The 14719-nt window shown below is 68.6% G+C and carries 11 protein-coding genes; 6 read left to right on the top strand and 5 right to left on the bottom strand.

Translation table 11 applies throughout. The features are described 5' to 3' along the window. Positions 1 to 53: 53 nt before the first annotated feature. Positions 54 to 680, top strand: coding sequence for a bifunctional DNA primase/polymerase (locus AC069H_RS26770; protein ID WP_478234194.1), 627 nt, complete (start codon positions 54 to 56; stop codon positions 678 to 680). Positions 681 to 693: 13 nt separating this feature from the next. On the opposite strand, the gene AC069H_RS26765 is transcribed toward AC069H_RS26770, so the two are convergent. Then, positions 694 to 3159: a DEAD/DEAH box helicase gene (locus AC069H_RS26765; protein WP_478234193.1), complete on the bottom strand. Its 2466-nt coding sequence runs from the start codon at positions 3157 to 3159 to the stop codon at positions 694 to 696. Between the two features lie 318 nt (positions 3160 to 3477). On the opposite strand from AC069H_RS26765, the gene AC069H_RS26760 reads away from it, so the two are divergent. The 4 genes from AC069H_RS26760 (at position 3478) to AC069H_RS26745 (ending at position 7761) form a co-directional block, all read left to right on the top strand. Further along, the gene (locus AC069H_RS26760; protein WP_340685326.1) at positions 3478 to 5772 is read left to right on the top strand and encodes a sodium-translocating pyrophosphatase; all 2295 of its coding nucleotides are present in this window, start codon (positions 3478 to 3480) and stop codon (positions 5770 to 5772) included. A 116-nt stretch (positions 5773 to 5888) separates the two neighbouring features. Further along, positions 5889 to 6440: a hypothetical protein gene (locus tag AC069H_RS26755; protein WP_478234192.1), complete on the top strand. Its 552-nt coding sequence runs from the start codon at positions 5889 to 5891 to the stop codon at positions 6438 to 6440. A 90-nt stretch (positions 6441 to 6530) separates the two neighbouring features. Beyond that, the gene (locus AC069H_RS26750; RefSeq protein WP_478224391.1) at positions 6531 to 7115 is read left to right on the top strand and encodes a hypothetical protein; all 585 of its coding nucleotides are present in this window, start codon (positions 6531 to 6533) and stop codon (positions 7113 to 7115) included. 34 nt (positions 7116 to 7149) lie between these two features. Continuing rightward, entirely contained in the window at positions 7150 to 7761 is a 612-nt protein-coding gene (locus AC069H_RS26745) for a hypothetical protein (RefSeq protein ID WP_478224392.1), read from the top strand. A 57-nt stretch (positions 7762 to 7818) separates the two neighbouring features. Here AC069H_RS26745 and AC069H_RS26740 read toward each other — a convergent pair whose 3' ends face one another. Next, positions 7819 to 8631 (bottom strand): S1 family peptidase, encoded by an 813-nt coding sequence (locus AC069H_RS26740; protein ID WP_478224393.1) that lies wholly within the window; start codon positions 8629 to 8631, stop codon positions 7819 to 7821. A 268-nt stretch (positions 8632 to 8899) separates the two neighbouring features. Between AC069H_RS26740 and topA the strand changes: the two genes are divergently transcribed. Continuing rightward, positions 8900 to 11797 (top strand): type I DNA topoisomerase, encoded by a 2898-nt coding sequence (gene topA / locus AC069H_RS26735; RefSeq protein ID WP_478234191.1) that lies wholly within the window; start codon positions 8900 to 8902, stop codon positions 11795 to 11797. An 83-nt stretch (positions 11798 to 11880) separates the two neighbouring features. Here the strand turns inward: topA and AC069H_RS26730 are convergent, their stop codons facing one another. Genes AC069H_RS26730 through AC069H_RS26720 form a run of 3 tightly spaced genes read right to left on the bottom strand, consistent with a single transcriptional unit; the run spans position 11881 to position 14631 of the window. Further along, positions 11881 to 13398, bottom strand: a complete 1518-nt coding sequence (locus tag AC069H_RS26730; RefSeq protein ID WP_478234190.1) for a carboxylesterase/lipase family protein — start codon at positions 13396 to 13398, stop codon at positions 11881 to 11883. Positions 13399 to 13409: 11 nt separating this feature from the next. Continuing rightward, complete coding sequence (locus tag AC069H_RS26725) at positions 13410 to 14036, bottom strand: VC0807 family protein (protein WP_478234189.1); 627 nt, start codon at positions 14034 to 14036, stop codon at positions 13410 to 13412. Between the two features lie 4 nt (positions 14037 to 14040). Further along, a complete protein-coding gene (locus AC069H_RS26720; RefSeq protein ID WP_478234188.1) occupies positions 14041 to 14631 on the bottom strand; it encodes a TetR/AcrR family transcriptional regulator in 591 nt (196 codons plus the stop codon). Positions 14632 to 14719 lie beyond the last annotated feature (88 nt).

The following is a 14719-nucleotide window of genomic DNA, read 5'->3' as shown; positions in this document are numbered from 1 at the left end:
CCGGTGCGACAGAGACAGACACAGGACAGAGTTGACCTGAGGCAGGGACAGTAATGTTGGACGCGAATTGGCCGGACAGCTGGCGGGGCGCCTTCCGCATCGAAATGCGGGCGGAGGCGATCGGTCTCGCCTGGCGTGGCTGGCCGGTGCTCCCGGGTGCCGAGCCCGCGGCGCTGACCGCCGAAGGTGACGACCTCACCTGGCGGCGTCCGGTCCCGGCCCAGGACAACTGGCGTGAACTGACCGAGACCCACCCGCACGAGGTCGCCACCTGGTTCGGCGACGACACGCACAGCCTCCTCGTCGCCACCGGCACCGTGCTCGACGCCATCGAGGTCGACGACGAGCTCGGCAAGGCCGCCGCCCGCCTGCTGCGCGCCACCGGGCACCCCGCCCCGATCGTCGCGATGCCGAACGGCCGCTGGCTGTTCCTCACCACCGTCGCCGCGAGCATCCCGCGGGAACTGGCCGACCAGGCCTCGATCCAGTGGCACGGCGCGAACGGCTACATCCCGCTGCCCCCGTCGCCGTTCCAGCACGGTGTCGTGCACTGGCGGGTCAAGCCCGAGGTCTGGGGCTGGCAGCTGCCCGAGGCCACCGAGGTGCACGACGTGCTCGTCCGTGCGCTGGCCGGTGACCAGGCCGTCGCCCCGGTGGCGAGCCTCAGCACCGCCGCCTGATCAACCCACAATTTCAAGCCACCCCGTGGCCGGACACGGACCCGTGCTGACGCAAAGCCCCGAGCACGGTGTCCAGAACGGCCACCGCCCCCGCCTTGTCCAGCGGATCGTTGCCGTTCCCGCACTTCGGCGACTGGACGCAGGACGGGCAGCCGGCCGGGCACTCGCAGGAAACGATCGCCTCCCGCGTCGCGGCCAGCCAAGGGACAATCGCGGCAAATCCGCGGTCGGCGAATCCCGCACCCCCGGGATGGCCATCGTGCACGAACACCGTCGCCTCCCCGGTGTCTTCGTGCCACGCGGTCGACACCCCGCCAATGTCCCAGCGGTCGCAAGTAGCGAACAGCGGTAGCAGGCCGATCGCCGCGTGCTCGGCGGCATGCAGGGCACCGGGGACGCGCGCCGGATCCAATTCGGCGCCCGTCCCCGGTGCTCCGCCAAGTTCCTCGGTCCCCACCCTGGAGCCTCCGGTCCCCACCGGCTCCAGAACTTCGGTCCCCGTCCGATGGCCCCCGGTCCCCGCCACGCCATCGGACGCGCCGAGCAGCTCGGCCGAGATCGTGTACCAGACGGCACGGGTGTGCAGGCTCTGTTCCGGCAGATCCAGCGGAGTCTGGTCCAGCACTTCACCGGACGGACGTCTCCGCAAGTAGCCGACCACTTGCGAGCTCACCGAAACCTCGCCGAGGTTCACCGTGACCCCGCCGTGCACTCGCCGCTCTTCGGTGCGCAGCACGCTGATGTCGACGACCTCGCGCGGTGACGTGGTCCAGTCCGGATCCTCCGCGTGCACCAGGGCGAGACCGGTCTCCAGATCCAGTTCGTCGACCACGTAGGACGAGCCCTGGTGCAGGTACACCGCGCCGGGATGGACCGCGTAGCAGGCGGAGCCCGGGTCGACCGTGCCGAGCATCCGGCCGGAGTCGGCCTCCACCACCGCGATCTGTTCGCCGCCGGAACCCCGGATGCCGACTTCGGCGTGCGGCCGGTCGCGCGAGGTCCAGTACCAGCCGCTCGTGCGGCGGCGGACGATCTTCTCCTTGACCAGATCGGCGAGTACGGCGCGCGCCGAGTCGCCGCCGAAGGCCGCGACCTCGGGCTCGGTCAGCGGGAGTTCGGCGATGGCGCAGGCCAATTGCGGCCCGAGCACATACGGATTCGACGGGTCGAGGACGGCGGCCTCGACGGGCCGGTCCAGGATCGCGGCCGGATGGTGCACGAGATAGGTGTCCAGCGGATCGTCGCGGGCCACGAACACGACCAGCGCCGCGTCGCCCGCGCGCCCGGCCCGTCCCGCCTGCTGCCAGAACGACGCGAGCGTCCCCGGATAGCCTGCCAGAACCACCGCGTCCAGCCCGGCGATGTCGACGCCGAGTTCGAGCGCGTTCGTCGTCGCGACACCGAGCAACCGCCCGGACAGCAACGCCGCTTCGAGGGCGCGCCGCTCCTCCGGCAGATACCCGGAGCGGTACGCGGCGACGGATTCCGCCAGTGCACCGTCCACTTCGGACAGAATCCGCCTGGCGCCGAGCGCGGTCAGCTCCGCGCCTCGCCGCGACCGGACGAACGCCAGCGAGCGAGCGCCTTCGATGACCAGTTCGGCGAGGATCCGGGAGGCCTCGGCCCCCGCCGAGCGCCGCACCGGTGCTCCGTTCTCGCCAGAGAGTTCCGACAGCAGCGGGGGTTCCCACAACGCGACCGTGCGGGCGCCGCGCGGCGAGCCGTCCTCGGTGACCGGGACACAGTCCTGTCCGGTGAGTTTAGACGCGAACGCCGCCGGGTCCGCGGTCGTCGCGGACGCGAGGACGAAGACCGGCGAAGCGCCGTAGTACGCAGCGACCCTTCGCAACCTGCGCAGCAGCAGCGCCACGTGGGAACCGAAGACACCGCGATAGCTGTGGCATTCGTCGACGACGACGAACGAGAGCCGCCGGAAGAACCGGGACCAGCGCGCGTGCGACGAGAGGATCCCGCGGTGCAGCATGTCCGGGTTCGTGAACACCCAGTTCGCGTGCGCGCGGACCCAGTCCCGCTCTTCCAGCGGAGTGTCCCCGTCGAACGAAGCCGCCCGCGCCTTCTTGATGTCCAAAGAGGACACCGAGCGCAACTGGTCGGCGCCGAGCGCCTTGGTCGGCGACAGGTACAGCGCCGTGGCCCGCTCGTCCTCGACCAGTGCCGAGAGCACCGGCAACTGGTACGCGAGCGACTTGCCCGACGCGGTGCCGGTCGAGATCACGACGTGCCGGCCCTCACGGGCCAAGGACGCGGCCTCCGCCTGATGCCGCCATGGTGTCTCGACTCCGTTCGCCTTCAGCGCCTCGACGACCGGACCCGCCGCCCACTCCGGCCAGTCCACGGAATCCGCCGGACGGGCCGGCAGATCGGCCACATGGGTGACCGGGTACAGCGAAGCCGGGATCCCCGCCGTCGCGCGGTCGAGAAGCCGCCGGCCCTTGCCGGATCGCACCGTGCCGTCCACCTTCGGAAGCTTCGCACAGCGCACCGACAGAAACGGTCCGCCGCCGGACGGAACGGGCGCTGGAAGCGGCCGCCGATGATCGATACAGTGACCAGCCTCACAAGATTACGGAACGTGCGGTGGCGGGGACGCCTTGCCGCCCGCCATCCCACTACCAATACACTCCCGCAATCCACACCGTCTGTGGCGAGCGTCATGTGAGACGTGCCTTGCAGTGCGACTAGCGTGACGTTCGGCTCAGATCCCCATGCCAGCGTCGGCACGCCGGTTCCATCGGCGGATCGTCGTTGGCCAACGGCGACGTCTCCAGGAGGACGAATGTCCCGGCAGTTCCTCGCGGAGGGCGAACTCACGCTCTCCGGAGGTGGTTACACCATCGTCGGTGTGATCGCCGTGGTCGCCCTTGCCGCACTGGTCATCGGCTACGTTCTGCTCAAGGAGGTCTTGGCCGCGGGCCAGGGCACCTCCAAGATGCAGGACATCGCGAAGGCAGTGCAGGAAGGCGCGGCTGCCTATCTCAAACGGCAGCGCAACACCCTCGCGATCTTCGGTGCGATCGTTTTCGTGCTGCTCTTCGCTTTGCCGGCCGATGACTGGAACGAGAAGATCGGCCGGTCCATCTTCTTCTTGGTCGGCGCTGGGTTCTCCTTCGCGATCGGCTATCTCGGCATGTGGCTGGCGACACAGGCGAACCTGCGTGTCGCGGCCGCTTCGCGCGAGGCGGGCGGTCGCGAGAAGGCGATGCGCCTGGCCTTCCGCACCGGTGGCGTCGTCGGCATGATCACCGTCGGTCTCGGTCTCTTCGGCGCCGCGGTGGTCGTCCTCGTCTACACCGGACAGGCCCCGAAGGTGTTGGAGGGCTTCGGTTTCGGTGCCGCGCTGATCGCGATGTTCATGCGTGTCGGCGGCGGTATCTTCACGAAGGCCGCCGACGTCGGCGCGGACCTGGTCGGCAAGGTCGAACAGGGCATCCCCGAGGACGACCCGCGCAACGCGGCCACCATCGCCGACAACGTCGGTGACAACGTGGGCGACTGCGCCGGGATGGCGGCGGACCTCTTCGAGTCGTACGCGGTCATGCTCGTCGCGGCGCTGATCCTGGGTAGCACCGCGTTCGGCGTGCACGGCCTGATCTTCCCGCTCATCGTGCCCGCCATCGGTGTGATCACCGCGGTCATCGGTGTCTACATCACCAAGGCCAAGGCGGGTGAAGGCGGTCTGGTCACGATCAACCGCTCGTTCTACATCTCCGCGGCGATTTCCGCGGTGCTCTCGACGATCGCGGCGTTCGTCTACCTGCCCGGTTCGTTCTCCGAGCTGACCAGCGGTGCGACCAGCGAACCCGGTAGCCCGGCGCTGATCGCGACCATCTCGGTGATCATCGGCATCGTGCTCGCGGCGGTCATCCTCAAGCTCACCGGCTACTACACCGGCACCGAGCACAAGCCGGTCAAGGAGGTCGGCAAGTCCTCCGAAACCGGTGCGGCGACGGTGATCCTGGCCGGTATCTCGGTCGGGTTCGAGTCCGCCGTGTACACCGCGCTCGTCATCAGCGCGGCCGTGTTCGGCGCGTACCTGCTCGGTGGCGGCGTCGCGCTGTTCGCCGTGGCGCTGGCCGGTACCGGTCTGCTCACCACCGTCGGCGTCATCGTCGCGATGGACACCTTCGGCCCGATTTCGGACAACGCGCAGGGCATCGCCGAGATGTCGGGTGACGTCGACGAAGACGCCGCGCAGATCCTCACCGAGCTCGACGCGGTCGGCAACACCACCAAGGCCATCACCAAGGGCATCGCGATCGCGACGGCGGTCCTCGCGGCGACGGCGCTGTTCGGGTCCTATCAGGACGCGATCAGCAAGGCGCTGAAGTCGATCCCGGAGGCGGCGCAGGCCAGCGCGTCCGCGCTGAACTTCTTCGTCAACGAAGTGGTCAGCCCGAACACCCTGGTCGGTGTCATCATCGGTGCGGCGGTCGTGTTCCTGTTCTCCGGTCTCGCGGTCAACGCGGTGTCCCGTGCCGCCGGCGCGGTCGTCTACGAAGTGCGCCGCCAGTTCCGCGACATCCCGGGCATCATGGAGGGCACCACCCGTCCCGAGTACGGCCGGGTCGTCGACATCGTCACGCGTGACTCGCTGCGTGAGCTGACCACGCCCGGTCTGCTCGCGGTCTTCGCCCCGATCGCGGTCGGCTTCGGCCTCGGCACCGGCGCCCTCGCCGGTTATCTCGCCGGTGCGATCGCTTCCGGCACCCTGATGGCGATCTTCCTCGCCAATTCCGGTGGTGCCTGGGACAACGCGAAGAAGCTCGTGGAGGACGGAAGCCACGGCGGCAAGGGATCGGACGCGCACGAGGCCACCATCATCGGTGACACCGTGGGTGACCCGTTCAAGGACACCGCCGGTCCCGCGATCAACCCGCTGATCAAGGTGATGAACCTGGTGTCGGTGCTGATCGCCCCGGCGGTCGTGCAGTTCTCGATCGGCGCGGACGCCAACGTCGGCATCCGCATCGCGATCTCGCTGGTCGCCGTCGCGATCATCGTCGCGGCGATCGTGGTCTCCAAGCGTCGCGAGTCGGTGCTTTCCGAGAACCCCGCGCAAGCGAAGGCTTAACGCCGGAAAGTTTCCTCCGCCGGGCCCGTCACGATTTTCGTGGCGGGCCCGGCGGCTGTCCGGCGCAGGCTAATGTCTGCGCGTCACGCCGATCCGATCCCGGGGGAGTCCCTGCCATGAGGCGTTCGATCATCCTGTTCGCCGCCGTTTTCCTGCTGGCGGGCTGTGGCGGCGCCGAGCGGACGGCCGCCCCTTCTCCTTCTTCTCCCGCCCCCGCGGCCGGGAGTTCCTGGATGGACGGTTTCTGCGGTTCGCTGATCGACTTCGCCAAGATCGGCGATTTCACGATGCCCGACTTCGAGCAGGACGACGTCGCCAGTGCGCGGAAGGTGATGGACGAGGCCTTCGGGGTGTTCGCGCCGGGTTTCGACAACGCGGTCACCGGTTTGGGGAAGCTCGGCCAGGCGCCGAGCGCGGAAGCCGACGCGGCGCGCAGGAGCATCGTCGACGCGCTGACGCCGATCCGGGACAAGGTGCTCGCCGCGAAGGCCGCGCTCGACGCGGCGCCGAAGGACGACAAGGCCGCCGTGGCGGCCGCCGCGGCTTCCTTCCGGCAAATCGGATCCGACATCAACGACATGCCCGACCCGTTCCAGCAGCTGGAAACGAACGTTTCGGTGAAAACACTGGCCGCGCAGGCCCCGAACTGCAAGAAGCTGCCTTCCTGACCTTCTTTCCGCCGCGTTGATTTGCATTGCCCCCCGGTATCGGTACCGTCGGGGGCCAGCCGGGAAGTCGTCAGGTCGGGAGGTGTTTTCGTGCGGCCGCGGTTCACCGTCCTTGCCGCGCTAGCAACAGGTATCGGACTCGGCCTCGCCGGGTGCGGGCAGCAGCCCGCGGTGACTTCCCACGCCAGACAAGAAGGTCTCGCGACGGTCAGCGCGTCGGAGGCCGACCCCGCCTCCGCTTGGACGGAGGGGTACTGCGGCGCGGCGGGTGGCCTCGTCCGGACGCTGGCGACGCTGCCCAGCGTCGATCCGAGCACGCCACAGCAGGCTTCCCGTACCTCCAGCGAGCTGATGACCTCGGTGGTCGAAGGGCTGGACCGCACCTCCGCCGCCTTCGAGAATCTCGGTCCGGCGCCGGTCACGGGCGGTGACACCTCGCGCACGGCCGCCGTCGCCCAGCTCGCCGGCATCCGCGCCCGTGCCGACGACGTCCGTCACCGCCTCGACTCCTCAAGCGACCCCGAGGCGACAAAAACGGCGCTTCGCGACGCGAGGACGTCCCTCGACGAGCTAGACCGCCTCGACCTTCTCAGGGGCCTTAACGACGTCCCTCAGCTCGCCGCGGCGAGCAGCCGGATTCCGATTTGCCAGGAATTGGTCAAGCAACCTCGCTGAGTCACCCCGCGATCACTGGCCATGACTCGAACTTGTGTTCTATTCTGTCCGGGTGGACGGGACGATCTCGCTCTTCTCGGCGGAGGCGAGCGGGCCGGGGCTCGCCGATCTCGCCGGTGTGCTGTGCGGGCCCGGGCGGATGACGGGCTTCGGGCGGACGGCCGCGCGGCTGTCCGCCGTGGTCGACGAGCCGTGGCGGGCGGGTGCCCTCGCCAGGGAATGCCGTCGTCGCGGCGCGGAGGCGCAGGTCTCGGCCGCCGAATGCGGGCGGCCGCTCGTGAGGACGCCGTTCCGGGTCGACCTGCTGCCACTGGAGCAGCGCTGGAACCGTGGTGACGAGAAGGTCCTGCCGGAGGGCTTCCGGCTCGACGGGGCCATGTTGAGGATGTGGGCGCTCGCGGCGGGCAGTCCCCAGGGCAACGGCTATCTGCTCGCGCTCGATCCGGAGGCGCCGGAGACGCACGAGCGGCTGATCACGGCGCTGGCCCAGCTGGGCGTGCCGGCGAAGGCGCAGAAAGGTGAAGAGGCGCTGCTCCGGGTCACCGGGCGGAGGCGGCTCGCGCATGTGCTGGAGCTGATCGGAGACGCGCCGGCGGGTGCCGAGCCCGCTTGGCCCAGTCTCGTGCCCGTGGTGCGTGCCGTTTGACGCTCGTGAGTGGTAAGGACGGTTAGAACCGTCTTTACCACTCACGAGGGTGGGGCATCAGGGTTTCGGAGCCCGGCAGTTCGGGTTCGACAGGTCGAGTTCACTGTGCGAGAGGCAGGAGGTCAGCTGGTAGGTCTGCTGCCCGTAGTTGATGCCCTTCCGCACGGTCACCTTCCCGGCCGCGTCGACCTCGCACGGGTTGTTCATCGTGCACCGCTGGCCGCTTTCGTTGCCGGTGTTGTTGACGCCGACGACCTTGCCGGTCGACCTCTCGACGATCGGCGACCCCGAGGTCCCGCCGATCGTCTTGCACGCCGAGGTGTACCTGATCGAGTCCTTCCAGACCCAGTTCGCCTCGCGCAGCTCGTGGACGAAGCCGTCGACGTTGCAGGAGTAGATCTTCTTCCAGTAACCCGACACCACGTCCATCGCGATACCCGCCGACGGACGGGTCGGCGAGAGCGCCAGCGGGGCGATACCGTAGGCCGACTTGATCTTGGCGTAGCTGGTGTCGAGCTGGTAGAGCGAGACGTCGGTGTCGGTCATCGTCGCGTAGAGCAGCTTCTTCGCCTTGAGCGTGCCGAGCGAAGAGCGGCCGTCCTTGGACAGCAGGCTGAAGGTCCGCGTGGACGGCTTGTCGACGATTACTTCCCCGGGGTCCGGGAAACCTTCTTGCAGGCAATGCCCGTTGGAAAGGACGAGGGCGGGGTCGTCGAGGCTCGCCTCGGGCGGTTTGACCACCGACCCGGAGCAGTTCGACAACGCCACGGTTCCGGCGAAGGTGGTCGTGGCCGCTTGCGCCGGCGCGGTTCCGACCAGCGCGGACGCGGTCAGCATGGCGAACAGTGTGCCGAGGAGTCGTCGGGTCACGTGGAGTCCTTTCGGGTCGGCGTGGACATCAAGTGAAGCGTTGGCAGGAGGGAGCCACCACCGTCGAACGGAGGGTGTTCGCCCCGTCACGCGGGCCCCCGGGCGGACGTGTCCGACGTCACGTGCTAGGTGTTGAAAGGAAACATCGACGAGGTCAGCGGCGATGCGCTGGACACACGATCGGCGGCGTGTTGCACCACCTAGCCGTGGTCCGGGCGGTGCGAGCGTGCACACTGACGGGTCGAGAGGCGGCGCGAAGGCGCCGAAGATGAGCGGAGAGCAGGACAGCGTGGCAGGAGCACGGACGAAGAAGACCGCGGCGTCGGACGACGGCGCTGGCCGTCGTCGGCTGGTGATCGTCGAGTCGCCGACCAAGGCCCGCAAGATCGCCCCGTACCTCGGCGGTAACTACGTCGTGGAGTCCTCCGTCGGACACATCCGCGACCTCCCTCGCGGCGCGGCCGACGTCCCCGCCCAGTACAAGGGCGAGTCGTGGGCGCGGCTGGGTGTCGACGTCGACAACGACTTCAAGGCGCTCTACGTCGTCACGCCGGACAAGAAGTCCAAGGTCACCGAGCTGAAGGGGCTGCTGAAGGACGTCGACGAGCTCTACCTCGCCACGGACCCCGACCGCGAGGGCGAAGCCATCGCGTGGCATCTGCTGGAGACCCTCAAGCCGAAGGTCCCGGTGCGCCGGATGGTCTTCCACGAGGTCACCGAGCAGGCGATCCGCGCCGCGGCCGACAGCACCCGCGAGCTCGACGGGGACCTGGTCGACGCGCAGGAGACCCGCCGCATCCTGGACCGGCTCTACGGCTACGAGGTCTCGCCCGTGCTGTGGAAGAAGGTCATGCCGAAGCTTTCGGCCGGCCGCGTGCAGTCCGTCGCGACCAGGATCGTGGTCGAGCGGGAGCGCGAGCGCATGCGCTTCACCTCGGCGTCGTACTGGGACATCTCGGCGACCATGGACGCCGGAGCCGACGCCTCCCCGCGCACCTTCCCCGCCAGGATGATCGCCGTCGACGGCGCACGCCTGGCCACCGGCCGTGACTTCGGCTCGGACGGGCAGCTCAAGGCTTCCAACAGCGAGATCCGCGTGCTGGCCGAGGCCGACGCGGTCCGGCTGGCCGAGGCGCTGAAGAACCGCGAATTCAAGGTCGCGAGCGTCGAGGAGAAGCCGTACACGCGCAAGCCGTACGCGCCCTTCATGACCTCGACCCTGCAGCAGGAGGCGGGCCGCAAGCTGCGGTTCACCTCCGAGCGCACCATGCGGATCGCGCAGAAGCTGTACGAGAACGGGTACATCACTTATATGCGTACCGACTCCACGACGCTGTCGGAGTCGGCCATCTCGGCGGCGCGCAGCCAGGCGACGCAGCTGTACGGCAAGGAATACGTCTCGCCGTCGCCGCGCCAGTACACCCGCAAGGTGAAGAACGCGCAGGAAGCCCACGAGGCGATCCGTCCCTCTGGCGAGGTCTTCCGCACGCCGGGCCAGGTCGCGAAGGATCTGGACACCGACGAGTACCGCCTCTACGAGATGATCTGGCAGCGCACGATCGCGTCGCAGATGGCGGACGCGAAGGGCACCACGATGTCGGTGCGGATCGTCGGCACCGCCACCAGCGGCGAGGAGGTCACGTTCGCCTCGTCGGGCCGCACGATCACCTTCGCCGGGTTCCTCAAGGCGTACGTCGAGGCCGTCGACACCGAAAGCGGTGGCGAGGCGGACGACAAGCAGAGCCGTCTCCCGCAGCTGGTCAAGGACCAGGCGCTGACCGCGACCGAGCTGAGCCCGGACGGGCACACCACGTCGCCGCCGGCGCGCTACTCGGAGCCGAGCCTGGTCAGCAAGCTCGAAGAGCTGGGCATCGGCCGCCCGTCGACGTACGCGTCGATCATCAAGACCATCCAGGACCGCGGCTACGTGTGGAAGAAGGGTTCCGCGCTGGTGCCGTCCTGGGTCGCCTTCGCGGTGATCGGCCTGATGGAGCGGCACTTCGAGCGGCTGGTCGACTACGACTTCACCGCCGGCATGGAGGACGAGCTCGACCGTATCGCCGCCGGTGACGAGCACCGCACGCAGTGGCTGTCGAAGTTCTACTTCGGTGGCGACATGGGCGTCGACGGTTCGGTCGGCCGTCTCGGCGGGCTGAAGAAGCTGGTCGGCTCGGGCGTCGAGGACATCGACGCCCGCGAGATCAACTCGATCCCCCTGTTCACCGACGCCGACGGTCACACCGTCGTCGTGCGTGTCGGCCGCTACGGCCCATACCTCGAGCGCGAGGTCGACGGGACGTCGCAGCGGGCGAACCTGCCCGAGGACCTGCCGCCGGACGAGCTGACCAAGGACATCGCGGAGAAGCTGTTCGCGACGCCGCAGGAAGGCCGCGTACTCGGCAAGGACCCGGTCAGCGGACACGAGATCGTGGCGAAGGAAGGCCGTTTCGGCCCCTACGTCACCGAGCTCCTGCCCGAGCCTGAGCCGCTGCCCGAGGGCGCGACGGCCGCGCAGAAGAAGGCCGCCAAGGCGAAGCAGCCGAAGCCGCGGACGGGATCGCTGTTCAAGTCGATGTCGATCGAGACGATGACTCTCGAAGACGCGCTGAAGCTGCTCTCGCTGCCGCGCGTGGTCGGCAAGGACCCGGAATCCGGTGACGAGATCACCGCGCAGAACGGGCGTTATGGGCCGTACCTGAAGAAGGGCACGGACTCGCGTTCGCTCACGACCGAGGACCAGCTGTTCTCGATCACGCTCGAAGAGGCCCTGAAGATCTACTCGGAGCCGAAGCAGCGTGGCCGGTCCGCGACCGCGAAGCCGCCGCTGAAGGAACTGGGCGACGACCCGGTGTCCGGTAAGCCGATGGTGGTCAAGGACGGCCGTTTCGGTCCGTACGTGACCGATGGCGAGTACAACGCGACGCTGCGGAAGTCGGACAGCATCGAGGAGCTGACCGCCGAGCGCGCCGCCGAACTGCTGGCGGAGAAGCGCGCGAAGGGCCCGGCGCCCAAGCGCAAGGCTCCCGCGCGTAAGACGGCGGCGTCGAAGACGACGGCCACCAAGGCGACCGCGGCCAAGAAGACCGCCGCGACCAAGTCGACGGCGACCAAGACCGCGGCGGCGAAGAAGCCCTCGACGCGTTCCACGGCCACGAAGACGAAGTAGCTCCCCTCAAGTGCAATGAAGGGGCCTTTCATAGCAAATTTTGCTATGAAAGGCCCCTTCATTGCACGCGGGGACAGGGCCGGTCAGGAGCGAAGGCTCGCCCAGAAACCGCACCGGTGATCGACGGCGTGAGAGACAGGGCGGATCGCGTCCGGCGCGAGCGAAAGCACGACATCGGAATCCCACTGCGGCGAGCCGTGCCCGTTCGGATCACCCGTGCGCATGAACGTGGTCCAGTAGCCGATCATCTGCTCCGAAAGACGTTTCCGCGCCTCATCGAGCGAGTCTTCGACCCCGCTGAGCTCGAACAGATAGACCAGATCGAGGGCGTGCGCCGCGCCGTGCGGGAGGCCGGGCGCCTCGATCCGGTTCACGTTGGGGGCGTTCTTGTCGTCGAACTCGTAGGAGTGCACCGGAGTTCGCCGTGAAAGCAGCCTGTTCCCCTCGGCCGTCGGGCAGGCCCACGAACGGTCGGTGGTGACCGTCGCCCACGCCATGGCGGGCGAAAGATAGTCCCGCGACGGATACTTCGCCGCCACCTCGTCCGCGTGTTCGCCGAAAGCGTTGCGCAGAAACTCCTGATAGCGCTCCTCGGTGATCGGTTTGTGCAGGGCGACGCCCGCGATGAACGACCTCATCTCGTCGTGCGTGCCGCCCGAGAGCACCGGCACGCGGTGAAAAGCGCCTTGTCGCACGGCTTTCGCGGGATCGGACGGCAGCAGCGGCGTGTGATAGGTCAGGTGATTGGCGAAGGACTGGTGATCCTTCAGCAAATCCGCGGCCGGGAGACGACGCAGGCAGGCGAGCGCGTCCGGGCCCTCGCAGCCGTGACTCGCGGCCATCGCCGCGCCGTCGGCTTCCGTCTTGGCGAGCGGCGAGTACGGGGTCTGTGCGGGCTGATTCGGGATGAGCCCGCCTGGAGGCCAGTTCAACAGGCAGGAGCCGGACATGATCGCGCCCTTGTGGAACAGGCCGGTCGCGGCGGGCGAGGTGAGCAGCGCGCAGGTGCTCATCCCGCCAGCGGACTGCCCCGCCAGTGTCACGTTCCGCGGGTCGCCGCCGAACGCGGCGATGTTGCGCTGGGTCCAGCGCAGCGCGGAAAGCTGGTCCATGAGCCCGAAATCGCCGGAACCCGCGAGGCCGGGAACACCGAAGTAGCCGAAGACGCCGAGCCGGTAGTTCGTCGTCACCACGACGACGTCGCCCTGATCCGCCAGCCGTCGCGCGCCGTAGAGGCTTCCCGCGTCCATGGTGTAGCCGCCACCGTGCAGCCAGACGAGCACCGGCAGGCGACGGCTCCCCGCGTCGCGCGGCACGGTGACGTTCAGGAAGAGGCAGTCCTCGGCGCTGCCCGGCAGGTACTGGGTGCACGCGGGGCCGGGTTTCGTCGCGTCGGCGACGTCCTTCCACGGTTCGGGCGGTCGCGGCGGCTTCCAGCGATCCTCGCCGACGGGTGGCGCGGCGAACCTGATCCCGTTGAACGTCCTGGCCGGTCCGGATTCCATACCCCGGACCGGGCCGGCGTCGGTGCGCACGACGAGCGGGTCCGCGGGGGCGGCGAGCGCGAGAAAGCCGGTGACGATGGCCAGCAGGAGATGCATGAGAGGTCCTTTCACGACGCCGCGAGGCGGCGCCACAGCCCGACGCGGCGGAAATAGAGGTGTTGCAGTACCTGCACGGCGACGAACGTGACGCCGTACAGCGCGGTGCCGAGGGCGGGTACGGAGTCCACGGGCAGCGTGTACGCCAGCAGGACCCGCCCGGCGGCGTCGGCGATCAGGGCGACGCCCCACAGGACGGTCGCGACCCGCCAAGCACGCCGGAACCACGCGTGCCGCGGCCACAACTCGTCCCATTCGCCGGCGCGCAGGGTGTCCGCGAATCGGCTCTTCGCGACCATCGAGCGGGCCATGCCGAACGCGAGCGGCCTGGAGAACAGCAGCGAAACCAGGAATCCGGCGCCGATCACCCCGGTGACCCAGCCCGCCTTCGCCAGCATGAACCGCGGGCTGCCGGTGATGAAGGAGAAGCCGGCGCTGACCGCGAAGATCGCCAGCACGAAGATCGCGAGCGTGTCGATCTTCCGCCATCGGATCGCCCGGTAGAGGACGAAGAGAACCGTCGGCAGGGCGCAGAGGGCGAGCGCGAGCAGCGCGCCGACGCCGAAGCCGCGAAGCACGTAGTACCCGGCGACGGGCACGACGACTTCGAGCAGCACCACACCCCACTGGCGGATCACGGGATCACTGCCTCCGGGTCGCGAGATCGAAGAGGGTCACCAGTTCGGCCGCGTAGGTGGTGAGGTCCGGTTCCGGCGTTCCGGCGAGCAGGAACACCGGGCCCTCCACCGAACGCCGGATCGTCGTCGCCATCACGTGGACGTCGAACTCGCGGAACTCTCCCGACTCCTGGCCCCAGCGCAGGATGCGTTCGACCGGTTCCAGCGCCGCCCGCTCGTTCGCCGGGTCGTAGTCGAGTGCGCCGCCGAGGAAGATGTTCAGCAACGCGCGCATCCGGGTCGGCTGCGTTGCGGCGAATTCGAGGTTCGCCTCCAGGTACGTCCGCAGCGCCTCGCTCGCGGACGCGGGCTCGCTCATCCGCTCGGCCATGAACGCGCCGATCTCGCGGAAGACGTCTTCGAGGACCGTGCGGACGAGTTCCTCCTTGTTCGCGAAGTGGTACGAGATGAGCCCGGTGCTCGACAGGTTCGCCTGTTTCGCGATCCGGGCGAACGACGCGCGGGCGTAGCCGAGCTCGGCGATCGTCTCGACGGCCGCGGCCACGATCTGTGCGCGTCTCGCACTCTCGGTGAACGTCTTCGCTTTTGCTTGCATGAGCAAAAAATAGCTCAGTCGAGCAAAATTGTCGACCGGAAACCGCTCGCCGACCGTTCGCCGAACGACCTCGCCCGTTCGAACAAAA

Source organism: Amycolatopsis sp. NPDC043887, from assembly GCF_056435665.1.
Note: the sequence above shows the minus strand (reverse complement) of the source record. Positions and strands in the feature narration are given on the sequence as shown.

Excerpts from the sequence above, each read along its gene's own strand:
- AC069H_RS26730 (WP_478234190.1), bottom strand. The coding sequence starts at position 13,398 with ATGCATCTCCTGCTGGCCATCGTCACCGGCTTTCTCGCGCTCGCCGCC.
- AC069H_RS26720 (WP_478234188.1), bottom strand. The coding sequence starts at position 14,631 with ATGCAAGCAAAAGCGAAGACGTTCACCGAGAGTGCGAGACGCGCACAG.
- AC069H_RS26760 (WP_340685326.1), top strand. The coding sequence starts at position 3,478 with ATGTCCCGGCAGTTCCTCGCGGAGGGCGAACTCACGCTCTCCGGAGGT.
- AC069H_RS26755 (WP_478234192.1), top strand. The coding sequence starts at position 5,889 with ATGAGGCGTTCGATCATCCTGTTCGCCGCCGTTTTCCTGCTGGCGGGC.
- AC069H_RS26770 (WP_478234194.1), top strand. The coding sequence starts at position 54 with ATGTTGGACGCGAATTGGCCGGACAGCTGGCGGGGCGCCTTCCGCATC.
- topA (WP_478234191.1), top strand. The coding sequence starts at position 8,900 with ATGAGCGGAGAGCAGGACAGCGTGGCAGGAGCACGGACGAAGAAGACC.